The 20,929-nt window shown below is 44.4% G+C and carries 20 protein-coding genes; 13 read left to right on the top strand and 7 right to left on the bottom strand.

Features of this window, described 5'->3' with window-relative positions; translation table 11 throughout:
- Positions 1-140: 140 nt before the first annotated feature.
- Positions 141-1,022: a tetratricopeptide repeat protein gene (locus H6F66_RS02880; RefSeq protein WP_190418019.1), complete on the top strand. Its 882-nt coding sequence runs from the start codon at positions 141-143 to the stop codon at positions 1,020-1,022.
- Between the two features lie 254 nt (positions 1,023-1,276).
- Here H6F66_RS02880 and H6F66_RS02885 read toward each other — a convergent pair whose 3' ends face one another.
- Positions 1,277-1,636, bottom strand: a complete 360-nt coding sequence (locus H6F66_RS02885) for a phosphomannose isomerase type II C-terminal cupin domain (protein WP_242017778.1) — start codon at positions 1,634-1,636, stop codon at positions 1,277-1,279.
- A gap of 364 nt (positions 1,637-2,000) precedes the next feature.
- Here H6F66_RS02885 and H6F66_RS02890 point away from each other — a divergent pair, with 364 nt between their 5' ends.
- Positions 2,001-2,219: a hypothetical protein gene (locus H6F66_RS02890; RefSeq protein WP_190418023.1), complete on the top strand. Its 219-nt coding sequence runs from the start codon at positions 2,001-2,003 to the stop codon at positions 2,217-2,219.
- A 152-nt stretch (positions 2,220-2,371) separates the two neighbouring features.
- Here H6F66_RS02890 and H6F66_RS02895 read toward each other — a convergent pair whose 3' ends face one another.
- A complete protein-coding gene (locus tag H6F66_RS02895; protein ID WP_190418026.1) occupies positions 2,372-2,896 on the bottom strand; it encodes a hypothetical protein in 525 nt (174 codons plus the stop codon).
- A gap of 106 nt (positions 2,897-3,002) precedes the next feature.
- Here H6F66_RS02895 and H6F66_RS02900 point away from each other — a divergent pair, with 106 nt between their 5' ends.
- The 4 genes from H6F66_RS02900 (at position 3,003) to H6F66_RS02915 (ending at position 9,657) form a co-directional block, all read left to right on the top strand.
- Positions 3,003-3,236 (top strand): Nif11-like leader peptide family natural product precursor, encoded by a 234-nt coding sequence (locus H6F66_RS02900; RefSeq protein WP_190418028.1) that lies wholly within the window; start codon positions 3,003-3,005, stop codon positions 3,234-3,236.
- A 764-nt stretch (positions 3,237-4,000) separates the two neighbouring features.
- Positions 4,001-6,082, top strand: coding sequence for a dynamin family protein (locus tag H6F66_RS02905; protein WP_190418030.1), 2,082 nt, complete (start codon positions 4,001-4,003; stop codon positions 6,080-6,082).
- Positions 6,083-6,154: 72 nt separating this feature from the next.
- Entirely contained in the window at positions 6,155-7,819 is a 1,665-nt protein-coding gene (locus tag H6F66_RS02910; protein WP_190418032.1) for a dynamin family protein, read from the top strand.
- A 194-nt stretch (positions 7,820-8,013) separates the two neighbouring features.
- Positions 8,014-9,657, top strand: coding sequence for an alpha/beta hydrolase (locus tag H6F66_RS02915; RefSeq protein WP_190418034.1), 1,644 nt, complete (start codon positions 8,014-8,016; stop codon positions 9,655-9,657).
- A 266-nt stretch (positions 9,658-9,923) separates the two neighbouring features.
- On the opposite strand, the gene H6F66_RS02920 is transcribed toward H6F66_RS02915, so the two are convergent.
- Complete coding sequence (locus tag H6F66_RS02920) at positions 9,924-11,480, bottom strand: hypothetical protein (protein ID WP_190418036.1); 1,557 nt, start codon at positions 11,478-11,480, stop codon at positions 9,924-9,926.
- Between the two features lie 717 nt (positions 11,481-12,197).
- Between H6F66_RS02920 and H6F66_RS02925 the strand changes: the two genes are divergently transcribed.
- The 4 genes from H6F66_RS02925 to H6F66_RS02940 all read left to right on the top strand — a co-directional run bounded on the left by H6F66_RS02925 (position 12,198) and on the right by H6F66_RS02940 (position 16,982).
- Positions 12,198-12,872 (top strand): general stress protein, encoded by a 675-nt coding sequence (locus H6F66_RS02925; RefSeq protein WP_190418074.1) that lies wholly within the window; start codon positions 12,198-12,200, stop codon positions 12,870-12,872.
- 141 nt (positions 12,873-13,013) lie between these two features.
- On the top strand, positions 13,014-13,580 hold the full coding sequence (locus H6F66_RS02930; RefSeq protein ID WP_190418038.1) for a DUF1269 domain-containing protein: 567 nt from the start codon (positions 13,014-13,016) through the stop codon (positions 13,578-13,580).
- Between the two features lie 239 nt (positions 13,581-13,819).
- Complete coding sequence (locus H6F66_RS02935; protein ID WP_190418040.1) at positions 13,820-15,217, top strand: TldD/PmbA family protein; 1,398 nt, start codon at positions 13,820-13,822, stop codon at positions 15,215-15,217.
- Between the two features lie 253 nt (positions 15,218-15,470).
- A complete protein-coding gene (locus H6F66_RS02940) occupies positions 15,471-16,982 on the top strand; it encodes an FAD-dependent oxidoreductase (RefSeq protein WP_190418042.1) in 1,512 nt (503 codons plus the stop codon).
- A 21-nt stretch (positions 16,983-17,003) separates the two neighbouring features.
- Here H6F66_RS02940 and H6F66_RS02945 read toward each other — a convergent pair whose 3' ends face one another.
- The 3 genes from H6F66_RS02945 to H6F66_RS02955 form a co-directional block, all read right to left on the bottom strand.
- A complete protein-coding gene (locus H6F66_RS02945) occupies positions 17,004-17,324 on the bottom strand; it encodes a type II toxin-antitoxin system PemK/MazF family toxin (protein ID WP_347269327.1) in 321 nt (106 codons plus the stop codon).
- The gene (locus H6F66_RS02950; RefSeq protein ID WP_190418046.1) at positions 17,321-17,545 is read right to left on the bottom strand and encodes a ribbon-helix-helix domain-containing protein; all 225 of its coding nucleotides are present in this window, start codon (positions 17,543-17,545) and stop codon (positions 17,321-17,323) included. Before H6F66_RS02950 ends, H6F66_RS02945 begins: the two co-directional genes overlap by 4 nt.
- 110 nt (positions 17,546-17,655) lie before the next feature.
- Positions 17,656-18,732 carry a PEP-CTERM sorting domain-containing protein gene (locus tag H6F66_RS02955; RefSeq protein WP_199295140.1) on the bottom strand — a complete coding sequence of 359 codons (1,077 nt, stop codon included), beginning with the start codon at positions 18,730-18,732 and terminating at the stop codon, positions 17,656-17,658.
- A 173-nt stretch (positions 18,733-18,905) separates the two neighbouring features.
- On the opposite strand from H6F66_RS02955, the gene H6F66_RS02960 reads away from it, so the two are divergent.
- The 3 genes from H6F66_RS02960 to H6F66_RS02970 all read left to right on the top strand — a co-directional run bounded on the left by H6F66_RS02960 (position 18,906) and on the right by H6F66_RS02970 (position 20,486).
- Positions 18,906-19,559, top strand: coding sequence for a Uma2 family endonuclease (locus H6F66_RS02960; RefSeq protein ID WP_190418076.1), 654 nt, complete (start codon positions 18,906-18,908; stop codon positions 19,557-19,559).
- A 62-nt stretch (positions 19,560-19,621) separates the two neighbouring features.
- Positions 19,622-19,948, top strand: coding sequence for a 2Fe-2S iron-sulfur cluster-binding protein (locus H6F66_RS02965; RefSeq protein ID WP_190418078.1), 327 nt, complete (start codon positions 19,622-19,624; stop codon positions 19,946-19,948).
- Positions 19,949-20,048: 100 nt separating this feature from the next.
- A complete protein-coding gene (locus H6F66_RS02970) occupies positions 20,049-20,486 on the top strand; it encodes a hypothetical protein (protein ID WP_190418050.1) in 438 nt (145 codons plus the stop codon).
- A 125-nt stretch (positions 20,487-20,611) separates the two neighbouring features.
- Here the strand turns inward: H6F66_RS02970 and H6F66_RS02975 are convergent, their stop codons facing one another.
- A complete protein-coding gene (locus H6F66_RS02975) occupies positions 20,612-20,911 on the bottom strand; it encodes a DUF2470 domain-containing protein (RefSeq protein WP_190418052.1) in 300 nt (99 codons plus the stop codon).
- Positions 20,912-20,929 lie beyond the last annotated feature (18 nt).

The raw sequence follows: 20,929 nt of genomic DNA on the forward strand, positions 1-20,929 counted from the left end.
AGGGTTTTTGTGTCCTTACGGTTTACCGTAACAGGGACGAGCAAAAATTGATAGGTGGCTGTGGCTCTCGATTTTTGCCAGAATCATTTAGATTATGTGTAATGTGGCTAAAGATTTTTCGCAATTTTTGAGGCGGCACCGTGCCTAAGCGTATTCCTTTATTTTCTCTTCTCGTTGTCCTGGGTTTATGGAGTGTACAACCCGCCTTCGGGCAGGCACTCATACCTTATACGCTGCAACTGGATGCAAAAGAACTAGAGCAGCAGGGGTTGAACCTGGCACAAGATGCGGCTCAGTTGGCGCGATTCCAGCAATACGATCTGGCGCTGCCAAGGGCGCAGTTGGCAACTCGGCTGGCTCCCCAAAGTTATCAAACCTGGTTTCTGCTGGGCAGTTTGTACTTGCAAGCAAAGGAAGTAGATAAGGCAATTAATGCCTTGCAACAAGCTAGAACCCTGAAACCCGATGATGCCGGAATTTTATTTGCTCTAGGAAGCGGGCATTTTCAGCAGGCAAAGTATCAGGAAGCTGTTACAGCTTTGCAATCTGGGTTGAAGATAAAACCCGATGTACCAGAGGCTTTGTTTGATTTGGGCAATGCCTACTACAGAATGCAACGGTACCAAGAAGCGATCGCGCAATACCAAAAAGCAGTCGCTAAAGAAAAGAAATTCTGGCCCGCGATTAACAATATTGGGTTGGTAATGTACGAAATGGGCAATGTGGAGGGGGCTCTACGTCAGTGGCGTTCGGCAGTTGCCATTGACAAAGATGCAGCAGAACCCCAGTTAGCTATGGCAGTAGCGCTGTATGCCAAAGGCGACAGGGAACAAGGTGTGCTTTTGGGAGAGACTGCTATCCGCTTAGACAATCGCTACGCCGATGTAGATTTTCTCAAAGAGAATCTTTGGGGCGATCGCCTGATCGCAGAAACTCAAAAGTTCCTGCAAATCCCCCGGATACAAGAAACCATCGCCCAAAGCGAACCTCCATCGGAACAAACGCAAAATGCGCCCGAATAAGGGGCTGGGGATTGGGGACTGGGGAGAATGGCACTGACTTGAGAGCTGTGAACTAAAGTTCACAGCTCAAAGCTAAACCTGTTTTAACAGGTTGAAATTCATATATAGTGAGCATCTGAGTCCGTTTTAACGCACTTGAGCTTTTAGCCCAAACTTTAGTTCAGGGCTTGAGTTAGCGCCATTCGGTACAGGGGGATTGGGAGAAAAAGCGGTCTCCTGCTAGTCCCCAATCCCTAGTCCCTAGTCCCTAATTCCTAGCTTTCCGGATCTTCTGGGAATCGAGTGATGTCATCCTCTCCCAGATATTCCCCATTTTGGACTTCAATCATCAGTAGAGGAATTACCCCAGGATTTTCTACCCTGTGGGGTGTAGACATAGGCACGTAAGTTGACTGTTTTTGAACTAAGGTAGTCTCCTTACCATCGCATATCACTTTGGCAGTGCCAGACACAACGATCCAGTGTTCGCTACGGTGATAGTGCATTTGGGTACTAATGTGATGACCTGGGTTGAGTTCAATACGATTAATTCGGTAGCGCGGCCCTTCTTCTAAAACTGTAACTTTCCCCCAAGGTCGTATCCGTGTCGTAGAAGTGTCTTCCGGCAAAGGCATAGTTGAAGCTTGCCCTTCATTTTGGTTGCTATTCATCACCTGTCTCCCAAGGTTGACATTTCAATTTTGCCGCATTTTTTAAACTACCTAAAGACTTATTATTAAGCGAGTGATTCGTCCCAAGATAGCTTCACCTTAATTGTGGCGGATTTAAGCAATCGATTAGTCAATTAGGATTGCTACATCAGGCTTCTGTCCCAAAACGTGACTTATATCACTAACGAGCAAGCATTACATCACCTTTAACCGTAGCTTGCGATCGCTTTCTGGCCCAGAGTATTGTCACATTTAAACGAAGTTTTTAATCACCCAAAAAAATATATAAAAGCTTCATATTAAAAGTATCGAGTTCTCTGACCAAATCATGCAAGTTCAAGTCTGTCCTCTAGAGTTTGCGATCTCTGAACTATTTGCCCAAGTTAGCCACTCTGGTAGCATTACCCTCGCTGATCGATATGGAATGATGGCTGCACTATTGCAAGATTCCCCCAACGAAGAAGATATAAGATCCATCGACCGACTGCTTTACGCTGTACGCAAGAACCGCGTCAAGCTTGTGGATGAAATCTCTGCTATGTCATAAACACTGCTGCTGGTTAAGCGATAATACTACTTGCTTATAATTGCTTCTATTGCCTTGCAGCAGAGTTATTTTAAAAAAACAAAATTTATATCCCTCGATAGTTTAGCCATAATTTCCTTAATATTATTTACCCCTCCCACAACCGCTACAATTTATTCCTTCTCAGGCTGTAATTCCCAACGCAGCAGTCGGGGAATTTGTGATAAATGTACCCCATAATTAAAAATCCAAAGGACAATTTCTACCAGTAACAATCTCTGCACCCATATTGTCCCGCTCTCAAGGCTCAAAAGCATCAATCCACTATACAATTGCCAAGCGCGGTAAGGCAGATATAAACAAGGAATCATCACCCACACGCAGGATTGAAACCGTTTTGAGATCACGATTTCAAATAAGATTTGTAACGCCAGCATGAAAAGGTAGGGAATGAGCGCTAACAACACACTCTTGTGATTCCACCACACACCCCAGAGAACTATCGCCAGTACCGGAAACACCACGCCCACCACCAGCACAACCGATAACCACGCTTTAAACCAAGTCGGTAATGGTTGCGGAATACTGAACGGCTTTGCCCGTCTCCACACCCAGCCCACAAACGCCAGAAAAGACGTGGAGATTATCACAAAAAGGCCATCTTCTATAAAAATATTCACGATAGTAGATGCTGTCATATGTAAAATTGAGCTAAAAATATAATTTCAGCACTACTATAGCGTATGAAATTGCGACGCTAGATGAGGTCAAAAAAGACACAGTACCAGTAAGGAGATTCTAAAGATGTCCAAAGAAAGTGCCAGCCAATTATTGGAAGCTGCTACCCGCAATGCAGATTTACGCAAACAGTTCCAAGCCGTAGCCAATCCAGATGAGTTCGTAAAAGTTGCTAGTGAATTGGGTTATCCCTTAACCACAGATGAACTCAAGGAAGTTGTTAAAGAACATAGCGAAGGTGTCACATTGAGAAGACAGACAGGCATTTGGCCTTGGCTGCGGAGCGTTCGTTGGATTTAGTCGCTGCATAGGGTGAGTAATAAAAACGCAAAAGGCAAAAGAAATTGTTGTTTTCTTTTGCCTTTTTGTTGCTAATCCTACAAAATTATGCTTTGAGCGTACAACGCTGGGGATTTGAAGCGGGGCGTTGTAATATTCTATATGTAAGCCGGAGAAGGCGATCGCTTCTTTATTTTTTACTTGGTGTGTGTGCCAGAATACATCACGCGCCTGTAAATCCTATGTACTCCCTACGCAAATGTACTAGGGCTACTTGTTTGGATAAAATTTTTCTACATTGATCTAGCCAGAGTTGAGACTCTGAGGTTAAGGTATAGGGAATTTTGCTATCTTGCGTAGGCTGGGATGGAGGATGGGAAACCCAAGCTACAATACTGCTTTTATGCCAACAATTACATCATCTTAGACAGCACAAATACTGATGAATTCTCCAGACGATAACAACAACGAACTTCGACGACGAGAACGAGAAGTGCAGGAACAATAACATCCAATTCGGCTTCAGGAGATAGAAGCTGAAACCAATTCCAAAGCGCCGCCACTGCATAAAACTCTTCGACATCAGCCTAAAGATTCGTTAAAAAAGTGGCAAAGAAAACTTGTAATTGCTGGAAAGTTTTTAGTTTTTGCTGTTGCGGCAATTGTCTGCGTTAAAGTAGCTTCGTGGATTGCTGGATTCGTGATAGTGGGAAGAATAGTTTAGTTTTTATCCAAACTATTCTTCCAATTTGAAAGACCTAACCGTTAGATAGCAGGGGATAAACATGAATTATACAGTTGAAGCTGATAGCTTTATCAACGACTTAAGTAAAGTCGCTCAAGTGCGTTCTGATGTTGCTGATTGTCTAGAAAAAATAGCTCAAACTCTAGAAAAAGCAGAAACAGAAGGAAAAGAAAAATCTGGCAAACTTGGCTTAGAGGCACAACTAGAAGATATCAATGGGGTTAGTAAAAATTTACGGACTGGTGTATTCCGACTGCTGGTTTTAGGGGATATGAAGCGGGGCAAAAGTACATTCCTCAATGCTCTAATTGGGGAGAATTTGCTACCAAGTGACGTGAATCCCTGTACCGCTATACTTACTGTTTTACGCTATGGGGCGCAGAAGAAAGTAACTGTTTACTTTAATGATGGAAAATCTCCTGAAGAACTTGATTTCCAAGACTTTAAGCATAAATACACGATTGATCCAGCAGAAGCTAAGCAATTAGAAGAAAATAAAAAGCCAGCATTTCCTAATATTGACTATGCAGTTGTTGAGTATCCTTTACCTTTATTGGAACAGGGAATTGAAATTGTTGATAGCCCAGGACTCAATGATACAGAAGCACGGAACGAACTGTCTTTAGGATATATCAATAATTGCCATGCTATTTTGTTTGTGCTGAGAGCATCGCAACCTTGTACCCTTGGGGAACGCCGCTATCTGGAAAATTATATCAAGGGTCGAGGCTTGAGTGTTTTCTTTCTGATTAATGCTTGGGATCAGGTGCGCGAGGGATTAATCGATCCTGATGATGTGGAAGAATTGCAAGAAGCTGAAGGGAAACTGCGACGAGTTTTTAAAGCCAATTTGTCTGACTATTGTCAGGTAGATGGGCATGATATTTATGATGAACGAGTGTTTGAAATTTCGGCAATAAAGGCGTTGAGAAGACGGTTAAAAAACTCTTCAGCTTCTCTAGAAGCTACGGGGTTTCCTGAGTTCATGGGCGCACTTAATACATTTTTAACTAAAGAGAGAGCGATCGCTCAACTGCGACAAGCCCGAACTCTCGCACGTCAAACCTGCAATCATACGCGAGAAGCGATTGAACGCCGCATCCCCTTACTCGATCAGGATGTCAATCAACTCAAACAGAGGATTAGTTCAGTTGAACCGGAATTCACTAAACTAAGCCAAATTCGCGATCAGTTTCAGCAAGAAATTCGTTCTACCAGAGATATCCAGGCGAAAGCGATCGCTGATTCTTTCAGTTCCTACGTTCTTAGCTTAGGAGATACATTTGAAACCGACTTTTTGCGCTATCAGCCGGAACTAAACCTATTTGATTTCCTTAATCAAGGTAAACGTGAAGCATTCAACGCCGCCCTACAAAAAGCATTTGAGCAATACATTACTGACAAGTTCGCTGCGTGGACTTTAAGTGCAGAGAAAGAGTTAAATGCAGCCTTTGCTCAACTTTCTATAAGTGCTGCCAGCTATGGCGCTTCCTACAGTAAAGTAACAGATCAAATTACTGAGAAGCTGACAGGACAAAAAGTAAAGATTAACGCAAATACCGCGCCTGAAGATGATAACTCGCCAATATGGACTAAGTGGGCAATGGGTTTGTTTTCACTCGCACGGGGTAACATCGCGGGCGTAGCAATGGCTGGCGCAGGCTTCGACTGGAAAAACATCCTATTTAACTATGCTGCTGCGATTGGCATTGGTTACGTTGTGACTGGCGTTACTGGTGTTTTTTTGGGGCCACTTGGTTTGGCGTTGATCGGAATGGGTGTAGGTTTTGTGCAAGCCGATCAAGCTCGTCAACAATTAGTTAAAACTGCCAAAAAAGAATTGGTAAAATATCTGCCTCAAGTGGCGAACGAGCAATGGTTGCCCGTACATGAAGGTGTCAAAGAGTGTTTTGATGCTTATGAACGGGAAGTCATTAAGCGAATAAATGATGACATTGATGCTCGGAAAGCTGAGTTGGATAATTTGTTGAAACAAAAAGGAGCTTTTGAAATTAATCGGTACACGGAGTTAAATCGTCTCAAAGATTTGGAAACTGAGATAAACTCTCAATGGCAAAATATTGAGGCTGTATATCGTAATTTTCTAGCATCCGCAGCTTAACCTATCGTTCCTGGGCTGCGTCCTGGGAACGAGCAACAAGCCAAGCATCAGAGTTTTATTGAGTTGAACTGTATGCAAGAGCAGGAAAGTTATCAGAACCTCTTAACACATCTTCGAGCTGCGGTTGGTCTGCTTGATTTTGAGCAAAATTCGCAATTGCAAAAAGATGTGACTTCTATCTGCGATAATCTGGGAAATTCCAGCTTTAGAATTGCGGTCTTTGGCCCATTTAATTATGGTAAGTCAACTTTGCTGAATGCTTTATTAGGAAAGCGGACTTTACCCATCGATTTGATTCCTACTACAGGTGCGGCTATCACAGTTAAATATGGTTCGGAGCTACACACCCGAATTATCATGTCGGATGGCAGAGAAATTAGTGAAAACGGAACGGATGTTCTGAAACAATTTACTATCCTTGATGATGATAGGCGAATGCGGAGCGATGTAGCTTCGATAGAGGTTTTCTGCCCACATTATTTCTTGAAAAGTGGTGTAGAACTATTGGATTTGCCGGGAACAAACGACATGGAAGCGCAGGATACGTTAGTGCGCGACCAACTTTTAACGGCAGATTTGGTTGTTCAGGTGCTAGATGCTCGAAAGTTAATGACTTTGGGCGAACGGGAAAATATGAGAGATTGGCTGCTAGATCGCGGTATAAAAACGGTAGTTTTTGTAGTTAATTTCTTGAACTTATTAGAACCGGAAGACCAAAAACAGGTATATAATCGTTTGGTTTTTGTAGCAGAAAGTTTTCGTTCAGAGCTACCAAATAATATTAGTAATTTGTACCGTGTTGATGCGCTACCTGCTTTAAGAGCTAGACTAAAAGGAGATGGTGCAGTGGTACAGAGTACTGGACTTCCTATGTTTGAATCAGCTCTACAAAGTATTGTGGAAGTTCAGCAGGGGAAAGTTACTAATCGGTTGCCTCGTGTGGTAGCGATCGCATCTCAAGTAAAACTTGCACTACAATCAAAATCTCAAGCAATATCTAACGAATTGCAAGCATTTGAAGATAAGCGCAATGCTAAACTTCAAATCAAACAGAAGGCGCAACAACTGCTTAAAGAAGGCTTTAAAGCGGATATTGCTAAATTAGATAGTTGGCTGCACTTAGCAAAACTAATAAATCGCTATAAATCTGAAATTATTTCAGCACTTGAAAAAGGTGAATTTCAAACCTGGGAACAAGGAGCATTTAAGAATGCACTCTCAGAACATCAACAAGCAATTCTCAAATGGGTACATCAAGCTTGCGAGTTTTTCGAGCAACCTCAACCTGCTAATTTATGGGTTTCATTTCCGGAACCTCCAGAAGTAGTTTTACCCAATCAACCAAGCACTTCAACTCAGTCGAGTGGTGTTGCTCCAATAGCGCTTACAACCGGATTAGGTTGGCTTTTAGGAGGCCCTGTGGGAGCCGCAGTAGTTGGGGGTGCTACTTATCTTATTAATCAAATGGCACAAGACGGCGAAAACTCAGAATCATCAGCTTCTTATGTAAATCAAGTACAAGAAGCTTATACTGAGGCTGCGGAAGATTATTTACTTCGCTTCAACATTCAAGCTATAGCAACGCTTCGCCAATACGAAGAAGGCGCAGAAAAAGTTATTAATTGTCAAGTAAAGGAAGAACCATTAAAGCTGACAAATCAGCATCATCAGTTGGAATTGTTAAATGCTTTATTGGATAACCTGAATCAAGAATTAAATCGGGTAGCGCGAAATTAGATAGCCTGACGACTGTAGGCGCAACCGCACAAACAAAACCTGCCCCCGCAGGCTATAGATATTTTCAGATCGCGCAGCTCCTTTTTGGTTGTGTAGCATCAGGCTAAGGCGGTGTGGGGAGCGCCATCACGTAATTGGCTACGAACTGGTGCCATATTATACTTATTTAAGAGCAGAAATTAGGAAAGACTTTCATGCAACTCCGGTTGAGATGGCTGTTATCAGTTATAAGTTTTATCGGTACTTGGGCTTATAGCATAAGCGGAGAGCTAAATTCTGTACAAGCTGCTCAAACTGTTGTTGTAACTAAAGGCTCCTCTACGGAATCAATAGATATAGCCGATTTGCGAAAGGTTGCGGAAACCGGAAAAGTTCCACCCGATCTTCAACGTTTTGCTCGCCAACTGTCTCCTCAACAACGCAGCCAAATTTTATCGGCGCTACGGGCAAAATTTGACCTGAATGTTGTGGGCGTTAGTAGATTACTTGATACTGAGATGGGCAGAACGCTGGCTTCAGCTTTGGCTAGTGCGACACAGCGACGGGATAATGTGGGAGTGCTAGATGTGCGATCGGGACTGGTGCTGGGAGCTAGAAAACCTGAGGGACTATCTCTGCTGAGTTTTGTCGAAGCTTATCCCCGGCAAACTATATATATTGATTTAGATCGGGCGTTCAGGGTAGTAGGAAACTTTAACACCTCTTTTTGGCAAACTCAGGCGTTTATGGCAGCGATCGCGCCCCAACTGGCTCCTAGGCGTCCCCAGCTAAATTTACCTTTTGACCCCATAAAACCGGGAAGCGCATCCGTGCAGGTGCTGAACTTGAAACTAAATGATACACAGCGCCGTCGGGAAATTCCAGTTGATGTTTACTGGTCTGAAGCTGCGTCTTCTGCCAAACCGATCGTAGTTTTGTCTCACGGACTGGGTTCAGTTCGCACAGATTTGCGCTACTTGGCAGAACATTTGGCATCATACGGCTATGTGGTAGCGGCTTTAGAACATCCTGGGAGTAACGAAACTCATGTAAGAAATGCACTTAAGGGCAAAAATCCCCTCTTATCTGCACAGGAATTTTTAGATCGCCCCAAGGATATTAGTTTTGTCATCGACGAACTAGAGAAGTTGAACCACAGTCAACTAAAAGGTAAACTGGCACCCGATCGCGTCCTGGTAATTGGCTATTCTCTGGGGGGTTCCACCGCTTTATCTATCGCTGGTGGTGAGTTGCAACTAACTGAGTTAAAACAGCGCTGTAAAGGTAACTTGATTTCCTTCAGTTTGGGGGAAGGTTCTCAGTGTTTTGCCAGAGAACTTCCGGAAGACCGCTACCAACTGCGAGATCCACGGGTTAAAGCAGCGATCGCACTCAACCCCACTACCTCGCTTTTATTTGGCGAAACTGGTTTAGCATCAGTCGCCGTTCCCACACTCGTTGAAGCTGGTTCCGCCGACAAAACAACTCCAGCTTTAACTGAGCAGATTATCGGTTTTGGGAAAATACCATCCCCTAAATGGCTCGTCGGTTTTGTTGGGGGAACCCATCTGAGCGTAAAAGATCCTAGCACTACCCAAGATCAAGCTGGGCAACCGAATACATTTTATACAGGCGGTGAAGTCGTTGGGGAGAAAGCTATTGATATCCGCAACTACACGAAAGCGATCGCTCTAGCAATGGCAGCACAACTCACAGACGAAGCTGCCAAATACGCGATTTTTCTCACGCCAGAATATGCACAGTTAGCTTCCACAGATGCTTTCCCTATTCGTCTCGTTACGGAAATTCCACCAGAGGCACAAGAAGTAGTTAACGATTTTATTCAGAATCAAAGGTAATTTCTCGTTCCTAGGCTGCGACCAGGGGCTTTAGCCAGGGACTCAAGTCCCTGGCTAATAACTTAAGTCGGTTAAAACCGACTAATTGCCATATCTCTATAGCAATCCTAAATGATTCGTGAAACCCTGTAGGGACACCGCACTGCCGTGTCCCTACAGGGCGAATACTCGTTCACAACTTAAATAGGATTGCTCTAGTCCGTTAAAACGGGCTTTTGCTATTAGCCCAGAACTTTAGTTCTCGGCGGGTCAGGTACTTTTACTCTTCACTGCAAATTGACGTATTTCTCCAAGTCTTCAATTTGCGGATCTGGGAACTGATTCAGCACTCTCCACAAAACCGTATAACTGCCATCCGGACGGCGGTTGACGGGACGGAAGGCAACCAGGGCATCGCTGCTGGGTGTTTCTAAAATTTGGTCAAGATAGCGACGTTGCTCTCTGTTAACTGTCCCGCGATTAAGAACAACTTCTGGCACCTGAAACTGAACTAAGCGCATTAAATAAGTGTGGTTCAGAACCACTGGCGCGTCAGGAGAAAGAGGATTTATTGCCGATTCCAGCGCTGTCGTTTGTTGCACTGGTTCGCTAACACTAACTTCACCTAGTTTGCCAGTGATGAAGCGTTGCCGATCTACCTGCAAAGCTGCAAGCTCATTAGGGGGACGATAATTTAGGAAAAACTGGCGCGTTTGTGGCGAGAGGGCGCGAACTTTCTTTAGTGTGGGGTCGAGATTTTCTAAAGGCACTTCCCCCAAATCCATCATAAAGCCGTAATCCAGCCCGCGTTGGGCAATCTGGAAGTTGCCATTTTCCAGCTTAACTGCAAATCTGGGGGTAAATTCATCTTCCTGAGAGATGCGCCCAGATGAGCGAGTAGTCTCGGCAATATCACCGCCAATTCCCCGCAGCAAGGGAGGATAGGCGAAACGCTCTGCTACTGTGGGAATCAGCCTATTTTGCATCGGTTGGGAGTTGACAATCCCACTTGGCAAGACGCGGGCGATGCCAGTGTTGGGTTGAGAGAGAAAATTTCCGTACTCTTGAGGTTCTTGCTGATTAAGCCCGTAGGCGTTGCTTTCCTTGAGTTTCGCTGTTTCGCCTGCATCAATGAAAGGAGTTGCTGGAGGAAAGGAAGCTACTGCTTGGGAGAGTAGCTGTTTGGCAGATGCTAACCCCGTAGTTGCTTGTTGTGGAGGCGCGATCGCCGGTGCAATCGGGGGCTGGTATCCAGAAATCGGCGTTTTTGCTCTTATCCCCACTAACGGCGGTTCTGGAGCCACGTAACTTGTAGGGGGGGAAGGCAACTTCTGAGGAGGCACTGCCAAAATCGACTGTTGGCTCCTAGATAATGTTAAGGGATTATTTGGTGTCAGTGTCGCCTGCCGTCTTTCCAGCACTGGGCGTAGCGGCATCAACTGGGCAGTTGATGCATAGAGAGAGCAGTATACCTGCGCCTGTTCTACACTTAAATCGGAGCCTGCTGGCGTTATGCCGCCGTTCGTGCGGGTACACAACAAAGCAGGATTTCGATATTGATTTTTGAGAAAGCGTTCTACTTCTCCTTGGTGGAGAGTTATTTTTCCCTCGGCTACAAAAACACCGTAGGGATCGTCTGATGCGATCGCTCTTTCAATGCGATTAATTAAATTTATCTGATCCTGTACAAGTCGCTGCGCTTCGGGCCAGAAACTTTGAGCTGAAGTTGATCTAAGCGAATTTTGCTTAACTAAATTTGGTGTTTGAATCTCCGAGGCTGTAACAACCCGCCCCGACAGTAAACTCAGGAAAGAAGAAACAAAAATTAATAAAAGGTAGCGCATCTGCAATTCCCCACTCCAACGAAATCAAAACGACACTCAAGTAGACCTAATTTATAATTCCCACTTTTGCTACCGAAATTCAAAGAGTGCATCCCCATACTTGAAAAACACCTGACGGCTAAAATCGCGGCTATATATAGCAATCCTATTTGAGTTGTTAGGTGCCAGCTCTTCAGCTCCTCTACTTCTTAAAGAAGTCGGGGATTTCGCCTTCACGAGCCGTTTAGGACTGCTATAGGCATTTTTCTGCATACCTACAGCCTAGATAGGCGTGGGCGTATATTTGCACACGCTCGTTGTTTTCCAATTCAACTTCTGCGTTATCAATAAATTTATTATTCAATAATTATAATATTTTTCTTACTTGCCTTTCAATAATTTTCTGACTAGATCCTTATCTAACAGTAGACAATTTACCTAAAGATGCCCTTGCTAAAGCAAGTATTTTTTGCCTTAAAACGTTATTTCCTAAAGCTTAATTTATTTAAACAAACATGACACCATTAAAGGTTTCAAGGCAACTACCTAAGACAGGAAATTTCTAAGCCTTAAGGAAGATAATATTTTCCTACCTAAGACAGATAAATGTTAGTTTTATATCTGAGGATTGATGGCATAAATTTAAATAAATACCAAAATTCAAGGTGTAAGCAAAAAAAAGTTTGTTCTTGTTCTTTAGTGACATAAAGCAAGCTGTTTTAATAGGAAATAGGAGGAATCATGGTAGGACAACATAAGCGTGCTGTAGGTGTATTTTCAAACTACCGCGATGCAGAAGTAGCGCTGACTGAGCTGAAGAACTCTGGCTTTCCTATGGATAGAGTTTCTGTGGTAGCACAGGACGCAAAGAAAGGAGGCGACATTGCTGGAGCGGATGTAAGCAATAAAGTAGGCAATAAAGCCGACGAAGGCGCAACAACAGGCGCTGTTACAGGCGGTGCTTTGGGCGGTTTGACTGGCTTATTAGTAGGCTTAGGTGCCTTAGCAATTCCTGGCATTGGGCCGGTGATGTTAGCAGGAGCTACAGCCACCACCATAGCCACAACTCTGTCGGGAACAGCCATTGGTGCAGCAGCGGGTGGTCTATTAGGTGCTTTGATTGGATTAGGAATTCCTGAAGAGCGAGCCAAAGTTTACAACGATCGCGTCTCCAGAGGAGATTATTTAGTGTTGGTGGACGGCGATGATAATGATATTCATCGTGCTGAAGCGATTTTGAGCCATGGGGGAATTGAAGAGTGGGGTATTTATGATGCTCCTGGCACTACTGGTACCACCCATAATACAACTACTGCCGCTCCCAGCCCCACGTATTCGACTCCAGTCGTTGATCCGACACCTAGCACAGATGCTCCAGTTCAAATTATTGACCGTCGCGAACAGACCCTATAAACGAATGGGTTGCAGCTGCGAGTAAAACTAGAGACTGAGGAGACGGGGAAAGTTAGAAGTTAGGAGGCGAGGAGTTATTAATTCAAAAATCATCACTCCTAACTTTTCCCAGTCCCCAATTAGCGGGAGGAAATAAGAGTCGTGCTTACTCAGCAAAAACGCGCATTTGGTGTTTTCTCAGACATTCAGAATGCACAAGGCGCTATTGAGGAAATGAAAGCCGCTGGCTTTCCGATGAATCAAGTTTCTACGATTAGCAAAGAGCCACAGCAAGAGTCACCGCCACCGGAAAATAAGGCGCAAGAGGGAACAAACATTGGCGCGATCGCAGGTGGTGCAGTTGGCGGTACGGTCGGTTTAGCTATTGGATTAGGCACCCTGGCAGCTATTCCCGGTGTCGGCGCGATCGCATTAATCGGAGCAGCAGCAACAGCCTTGGCAACCACATTAACCAGTGGTGTAATCGGTGCCACAGCAGGTGGCTTATTGGGTGGATTAATTGGCTACGGTATTCCGGAAGAACAAGCCGCAGTTTACGAGCATCGCATCCATCATGGCGAATATTTTGTAATGGTGGAAGGCACAGAAGCCGAGGTACGTCAAGCGGAAGCCATCCTCAGCCGTTGGAATGTTCAAGAATTGAGAATTTACGACGCCGCAACACCACCACCGCCAGCTATAACTAACAGAATAGAAAGACCACTTTAAAAAAGGCAATCCTGTAAAAGGGAAAAGGTAAAAAACAAAAAACTAAACGGAAGGTTGGGTTAGTTGGCCTTAGCCCAACCTTCCATATTCATCTATTAGGTGTTGCTCAGGTTCAACCTAAACTTACAAATAGCGGAATTTCAATTTTTAATTTTTAATTGTCAATTACTGATGCAGTGGCGCACTAAGCCCAAAAAATTGCACAATAGAGGCAGTTTATAAATCTTGCTGCAAGACAAATGCCGAGCTTACTCGCTGATGCCAAAAACTTGCTCGCCGATCTGGTTGCTCGTTACTCCTCCCGCGTGGATTATTTAGCGATTCGACTAGAAGAAGCCGAAGGAACCGATATATTTTTGCGAGGCGACAAAATAGAAACCCTCACAGAAGGCATCTCCATTGGTGGACAAGTCCGGGCTTGTTACAAAGGAGGCTGGGGCTTTGCTTCATTCAATCAGCTTTCTACCCTAGCAGAACGGGTGGAAGAAGCGACAAGCGCGGCTCGGATGATTGGCGATGAAGAAACCCTGCTGGCTCCCATAGACCCAGTACAAGCTATCTGTAAGCTGGCGTTGACAGGCACAGATCCGCGACAGATTTCCCTGAAAAGCAAAAAAGAATTGTGCGATCGCTACACCTCCATCCTCAAGAGCGCCAGTTCTTCAATTACCACCACCTCCATCCGCTACAGCGACACATCCCAGCGAATCATCCTCGCCACCTCAGAGGGAACGATGATCGAACAATCCTGGGTGGACATGGAAATGCGCTTTGCTGCAACCGCCCGTAATGGCGAAACTGTGCAAACAGGACGCGAAACCACAGGTTCCCGCAAAGCCTACGAAGATTTAACCAATCTTGACGAGCAGGTAAAAAGTGCCGCACTCCGAGGTGTGGATGCCCTTTCACTACCCCCAGTAAAAGGCAACACCTACACTGTAGTAATTGACCCCATACTTAGCGGGCTATTTGTCCACGAAGCCTTTGGTCATCTCTCAGAAGCAGACATGGCTTACGAAAACCCCGATTTACTGGAAGTCATGACCTTGGGACGGCGATTTGGGCCAAAAGAGTTGCAAATCTTTGATGGTGCCGCACCTGCTGGTCATCGCGGTAGCTACTTATACGACGATGAAGGGACACCAGCCACCACAACTCAGCTAATTAAAGATGGCATCTTAGTCGGACGGCTCCACTCCCGCGAAACCGCCGGGAAATTGGAAGAAGCCCCCACAGGCAATGCTCGTTGTCTTAACTACCACTATCCGCCCCTCGTCCGCATGACGAATACATGGATTGAGCGGGGTAAGACACCCGTGCAAGATTTATTCACAGGCATCAAAGAAGGCGTTTATGCCCGCAACTGGTTAGGCGGCATGACAAACGGGGAAATGTTCACTTTCTCCGCCGCTGAAGCCTGGATGATCCGCGATGGGAAAATTGCTGAACCAGTTCGAGATGTAACGCTTTCCGGAAACGTCTTCAGCACCTTAGCTGATATTGAAGCCATTGGTGATGACTTCTACTGGGATGAATCCGGCGGTTGCGGCAAAGGCGGGCAAAACGGTTTACCTGTAGGCTGTGGCGGGCCAAGTCTGCGAATCAAAAATGTCATCGTCGGGGGAGATGCGGAATAGAGTTTTGAGTTTTGCGGAGCCGGAGACTTCCTTTGCTCCGGAGTTTTGACTACAGAGAATTTTTTCTTATCGCGGTTCTTAAGATGCAATACACTCTAACCCCCTCCCCTTGAAGGGTTGGGGCTAACTTCCCTTTTCTTCAAGCAGGGTGGTTTCATTTATTAAAAGAAACCACCCAGCCTCCACAAAGAGCGGGGAGGGACAGGGATGAGGTTCTTAATTGTCATCCTGAAAAAAAAATGGAGAGTGTGCGATGTCAACAGAAACAAAAACCCCAAAAGTAGTCGTCGTTGGTGCAGGTTGGGCAGGTTTAGGCGCTACCTACCACTTAGCAAAACAAGGCTATGACGTAACCCTCCTAGAAGCTGGTCCTTATCCTGGTGGCTTAGTAGCAGGCTGGAAAACAGCGGCGGGGCGTTCTGTCGAAGCTGGTATTCACGGCTTCTGGTATCCGTACCGAAATATATTCTCTCTGGTAAACCAATTAGGGCTAAATCCCTTCACGCCTTGGACTCGTTCCTCCCAGTATTCCCCCGCAGGATTAGAAGTTGAATCGCCGATTTTTCAAGATTTGCCGCGACTACCTACGCCGCTGGGGACTTTTCTCTACACTCAGTTTAAGCGGTTGCCGTTAAGCGATCGCATCTCAGCTTTACCTCTACTCTATGCCGTCCTCGATTTTGACAACTCCGATGAAGCTTGGCGACGCTACGACAAGGTGACAGCAAGAGAACTCTTCAAAGATTTTGGAGTTTCGGCACGACTTTACCATGATTCCTTCGAGCCGATGCTGCTGGTAGGCTTATTTGCCCCCGGAGAGCAGTGTTCCGCCGCCGCCGCACTGGGTATGCTTTATTACTTCATTTTGGCTCACCAACCCGATTTTGATGTCGTCTGGTGTCGCGGAACTGTCGGAGAAAAGATATTCCGTCCTTGGGTGCAACGCATCGAACAAGTGGGGGGGAAATTACTCGCCAACCGTCGAGTAAGTGACGTAATTGTTGATAGCAATAATCAAGCAACAGCGGTTGTCTGCGGTGATGAGGTTTTTGAAGCTGATGCCGTTATCTTTGCCGTTGGGATCAGCGGTATGAAGAAGATTGTATCAAGTAGCCGTAGCTTACAAAATCGTCAAGAATTTCGGGATATTCACAATTTGGGCGCAGTTGATGTGTTAGCAACTCGCCTCTGGTTTGACCGCAAAATTAATATTCCTCGTCCTTCCAATGCCTGTTTTGGTTTCAATGCAACAACTGGCTGGACATTTTTTGATTTGAACGCGCTGCATGATGAGTACCGCGATGAACCGGGAACAGTTATTGAGGCAGACTTTTATCACGCTAATCAGTTTCTTCCCTTAAGCGACGAGGAAATTTTGCCGTTAGTTCAGCGCGATTTATCAACTTGCGTGCCAGCTTTTCGCGAAGCAAAGGTAATTGACAGCAGTGTTATTCGTCTGCCGAATGCAGTTACTCATTTTCTTCCTGGTAGCTATCAGTATATGTTGCCAGGAGTAACGAGTATCAATAATGTCTTTATGAGTGGTGATTGGATTATTACTCGTCACGGTTCCTGGTCGCAGGAAAAGGCTTATGTAACAGGTTTGGAAGCAGCAAATTTGGTAATTTCACGCTTTAGTAGTGGAAGTAAGGCTTTGATTTTACCAGTCGAGGCGGATGAACCGCATATTCAATTTGGTCGGTCAATTAACCAAACAATACGCAGTTTCGGCAAAACTTTCTTACCCGATATTTGGCTACCTTAGCTATGTTATATTGAGCTTTACCTAAAGCTGTAGGTATTGGCGCAGAATGTTTTGAGCTTGCTGTAATAGTTCTGCTTCTAGTTCGCCTACCCGTTGAATTAAGCGCACTTTGTCAAAGGTCATAGGTTCGACGCACACCAGCAGGCTATCTACAGATAGCCCATTTTGTGATGATGAGGATATTCTCACCACCGCCGGCGAAATTCGAGGGTCATCAATCCGTGCTGAGGTAAAGGGCAAAACCGTTACCTTGCTACGCTGTGCATTAAATACGCTACCAGAAATTATCAGCGCCGGACGGGTTTTTCTAATCTCTGTACCTACAGATGGATCGAAGGTCACGATCCATCTGCTTCCCAGTCCGTAATCGCCGCCGTTTGCCATTCGCTCTCCCAACCTAATTCCAGTTCATCTACCAAAGAACAAGCTGCTGCCAGTGCTGCATCTTCTTGCTGCTGTCGCCATTGTTGCAAGAGAGATTCAATTAAAGCACTGCGATTTTCAACTTTTTGGTCGAGGTAAGTCAGCAATTCCTCTGGCAATGAGATAGATATTTTAGCCATATCCTACCTAGAGTCATACTATAAGTAGTATAAGTTGTTTAGGGTGCGATCGCGTTTTGGTAGGTATGCGAGCGCATACTCAACCCATAGACATAGCAAAACTTTCTTACCTAATTTTTGGCTACCTTAGAATTATTTAGCTGTCTTCTTTTCTTTAGTCCAAACACTGCACCAAAACCACTTACCAAGACCAAAGCAGATGTCGTAGAGGGTTCGGGTACGGGTGTTGATTGGCTAGTTACGTTCACATTTGCATCCAGAGCATCCCCTGTAGAATACACATAATTAAAAGCATCTTTATCATTAAGAACGCTGGCACGCAAGAAAAGCGCGCTCCAACGCGCTACAGTTTCTACGGCTACATCTTGTGCAATTGTTGGGGAGTTCATATCCGGTCTTGCACCCACAGGATTGTTAGTATTTGTGATGCCATAGTGGTTAGCACCCGAAATAGTAATTATTGCTTTAGGAGGATTTTGTATCTGCTCGTATGTTTTTTGAGCATTTAGAGGAAGAGCAACGTTATCAAGGTTTCCCTGCAAGAGAGCAGTCGGAATTTTTGAATTGTTGATGGGGATAAACTCTTGAGTATTGAAGTTCCGTAAATTTGCACCAAAAAAAGCTCCTGCTACGAGTTCATTAGGTCGGCTGAAGGAGCCTTCACATAAAATAGGAAGGCAGAGGTTGGCAATAGCAGATAATCCAACAGCACCCCCTTGGGAGTGACCGAGTAAGGCTAGTTTCTGTGTATTGATAACGCCAGCAACAGGTGAAGTAAAGTTGGAGTTTTCTTGCACCATCTGTGCCAGAACGGCGTTTAATTGTGAGGTTTCGGGTATAAGTCCTGTAAATCCGAACTGTGGCAGTGACTTCTGGTGATTGGGTACAACCACTACAAATCCGTAGCTTGCTACTGTACTGGCGAAATTTGTGTAATTTGATTTATCGACATTCGCACCTTGCAACAGCAGAGCAATAGGAAATGAGTAGTTGCCAGTTTTCAGGTTCGCTGGGTTTGGAAAGTAGATATCTGCTAAGTCATTATTAGCGGAGATTGTTGTGCTGTAGCTACCGACATCGTTAAACAAAGGAGCATCGCTGAACCTTGCAGCAGCAGTTTCCCCGATACCACAAACAATAAACACTGCACCAGCAGAAGCTATTGACAACACTCTTAGGGTAGCCACAGAACTTACTCCTTTATCAAATACGTATGCAGGATGAGAGATCATCAAATAATATTACTAGCAACAACTTTTTTTGGATACAGAATGCGACGTTGAACACAGCTGCTTCGCTTCACGCATCCTCGTTACCTACTCAACTTGATATCGTGGTAGAAAACGCGGGGTTAAGTCCTATGGTGACGACAGCGAAAACTACTCAAGGCAGAGTTGTACTGAAAAACATCAGTTGGCAAACTTTTGAAACTATACTTGCAGAGATGGGGGAAGATCGTAACACCCGACTGGCTTACGATCGAGGAACGCTGGAAATTATGACCCCGCTGATGCCTCATGAGCATAACAATAGACTGCTTGAACACTTGGTTTTCGCTTTAGCTGAGGAACTTAACCTCAACCTTAAAAGCGCTGGATCTCTCACTTGTAAGCGTCCAGACATTCAGCGGGGTGTTGAACCGGATTCTTGCTTTTATATTCAAAATGAACCGCTAATCAGACAGAAAAGAAATATTGACTTAACGATTGACCCACCTCCTGACTTAGCAATAGAGGTGGACTACACCAGCGCTTCTGTTGACAGACTTTCAATTTATCTCGCTTTGGGTGTTCCGGAAGTTTGGCGTTATGACGAACCAGTGATGCAAATTTATCAATTGCGAGAGGGAGTTTATGTTCTTTGCACTGTCTCTCCTACTTTTGCAAATCTGCCTCTGACAACAGAAATTCCACGGTGTTTGTCAGAAAGTTTAAGAATTGGTGAAATTACCATGATTCACTCTTTTAGAAATTGGCTTAGACAGCAAATAAAAGATATGGAAAATAATATTTGAGAAAGCGATCGCCTGAAAGATTTACCATATTTACAGTTAAATCATATTCAGTAGCGATCGCAATGGCAGTTTATCAAGTCCGGCTGGTGAATTCGGCACTCAATCTCGACCGCATCATTGAAGTACCAGAGGATCAGTACATCTTGGATATGGCTGAAGATGCGGGGATTCGATTACCTTCTGGCTGCAAACAAGGCGAATGTTCGGCTTGTGTCGCCAAGTTGGTGAATGGTGAAGTAGACCAAAGCGAACAAAAGTTTCTGCGTCCAAAAGAACTAGAGGCTGGGTATATCGTTACCTGTGTGGCTTATCCCCTGTCGGATTGCACTTTGGAAACCCACCAAGAACAAGTTTTGTATAAATCGGCTCTTTACTTTAAGCCTGAATGATTTTTGTTATTACTAGGACAATTATCAAAAGTCCTAGTGATACAATTCTTTCTAGAGTAATTCTTTTTATCCAGCCCTTTAATTTAAAATCCAAAATAGTATGCGTCGCTTACTTTACGAAAATTCTGTTTCCTATAAAGGACATCTAATCATCCCTTTTGTTTTTGGGATGGCTAATGGTGAACATATCTACTCTTATACATTACTATCTGAATTGGGGCATAAAGGTAAATTCCACAAGGTAGAAAATCCTGCTAGCATCTATTCTAGTCGCATTGCTGGCATCATTGATGTTGCTAAGGAACATCTAGATGAACATTCAGATATTGTCAGTATGGGCGATTATTTTAAGAGTCGATACATCTATCATAATAATTTGATAATTGTCTATCAATTATCAGAAAAATATTTTTATGACCATTATAAACCTGAAGGTTTAAATAATGTTGCCGCACCCAAAATATTCACAAGCGATCGCGAGTGTATAAACTGGATAAAACGGGGACTTGATAGTTCGCAGATTAATCAAGAAGTATAAGCTAAAAACTCCAAACCGCAAAGCAACGAAACCCAACACAATATAAGCGTTTGTTGGGTTTCGCGTCCCACGAGACTAGCCTACAATTATGGTTAATTAGAGGGTTATGCTGTGGCGTGACCTCACTAAATATCTACGTTTTGTTTGGAATTGGAACGCGCCTGTTTGACCATTTCGATGAGTGTATGGTGAGCATCTTCGGCATCTTTTAGGGGATGGTCGAACTGAATGCGAATTGGCGTAGCATCATCATTCATTTGGGCAATTAAATTCATTCCCAAAGAATCAATTGATAGCATTTCTGCTGCGATCGCATTGGGAGTATCACCAAAAGTTTTAGCGTAAAGAACTATTGCATCTGCATGGTCATCGTTCATGTGTTTGCAGATGCGATCGCTTATTTCAGCAGTTATTTGTTCAGACATTAGTTAAATTCCTCTTGT

The sequence above is a fragment of the Trichocoleus sp. FACHB-6 genome (assembly GCF_014695815.1).
Classification (GTDB): Bacteria; Cyanobacteriota; Cyanobacteriia; order Cyanobacteriales; family FACHB-T130; genus Funiculus; species Funiculus sociatus.

Coding starts and splice junctions, on each gene's coding strand:
- H6F66_RS02885 (WP_242017778.1), bottom strand. CDS start 1,636: ATGCCTTTGCCGGAAGACACTTCTACGACACGGATACGACCTTGGGGG.
- H6F66_RS02890 (WP_190418023.1), top strand. CDS start 2,001: ATGCAAGTTCAAGTCTGTCCTCTAGAGTTTGCGATCTCTGAACTATTT.
- H6F66_RS02895 (WP_190418026.1), bottom strand. CDS start 2,896: ATGACAGCATCTACTATCGTGAATATTTTTATAGAAGATGGCCTTTTT.
- H6F66_RS02900 (WP_190418028.1), top strand. CDS start 3,003: ATGTCCAAAGAAAGTGCCAGCCAATTATTGGAAGCTGCTACCCGCAAT.
- H6F66_RS02905 (WP_190418030.1), top strand. CDS start 4,001: ATGAATTATACAGTTGAAGCTGATAGCTTTATCAACGACTTAAGTAAA.
- H6F66_RS02910 (WP_190418032.1), top strand. CDS start 6,155: ATGCAAGAGCAGGAAAGTTATCAGAACCTCTTAACACATCTTCGAGCT.
- H6F66_RS02915 (WP_190418034.1), top strand. CDS start 8,014: ATGCAACTCCGGTTGAGATGGCTGTTATCAGTTATAAGTTTTATCGGT.
- H6F66_RS02920 (WP_190418036.1), bottom strand. CDS start 11,480: ATGCGCTACCTTTTATTAATTTTTGTTTCTTCTTTCCTGAGTTTACTG.
- H6F66_RS02935 (WP_190418040.1), top strand. CDS start 13,820: ATGCCGAGCTTACTCGCTGATGCCAAAAACTTGCTCGCCGATCTGGTT.
- H6F66_RS02940 (WP_190418042.1), top strand. CDS start 15,471: ATGTCAACAGAAACAAAAACCCCAAAAGTAGTCGTCGTTGGTGCAGGT.
- H6F66_RS02950 (WP_190418046.1), bottom strand. CDS start 17,545: ATGGCTAAAATATCTATCTCATTGCCAGAGGAATTGCTGACTTACCTC.
- H6F66_RS02960 (WP_190418076.1), top strand. CDS start 18,906: ATGGTGACGACAGCGAAAACTACTCAAGGCAGAGTTGTACTGAAAAAC.
- H6F66_RS02965 (WP_190418078.1), top strand. CDS start 19,622: ATGGCAGTTTATCAAGTCCGGCTGGTGAATTCGGCACTCAATCTCGAC.
- H6F66_RS02970 (WP_190418050.1), top strand. CDS start 20,049: ATGCGTCGCTTACTTTACGAAAATTCTGTTTCCTATAAAGGACATCTA.
- H6F66_RS02975 (WP_190418052.1), bottom strand. CDS start 20,911: ATGTCTGAACAAATAACTGCTGAAATAAGCGATCGCATCTGCAAACAC.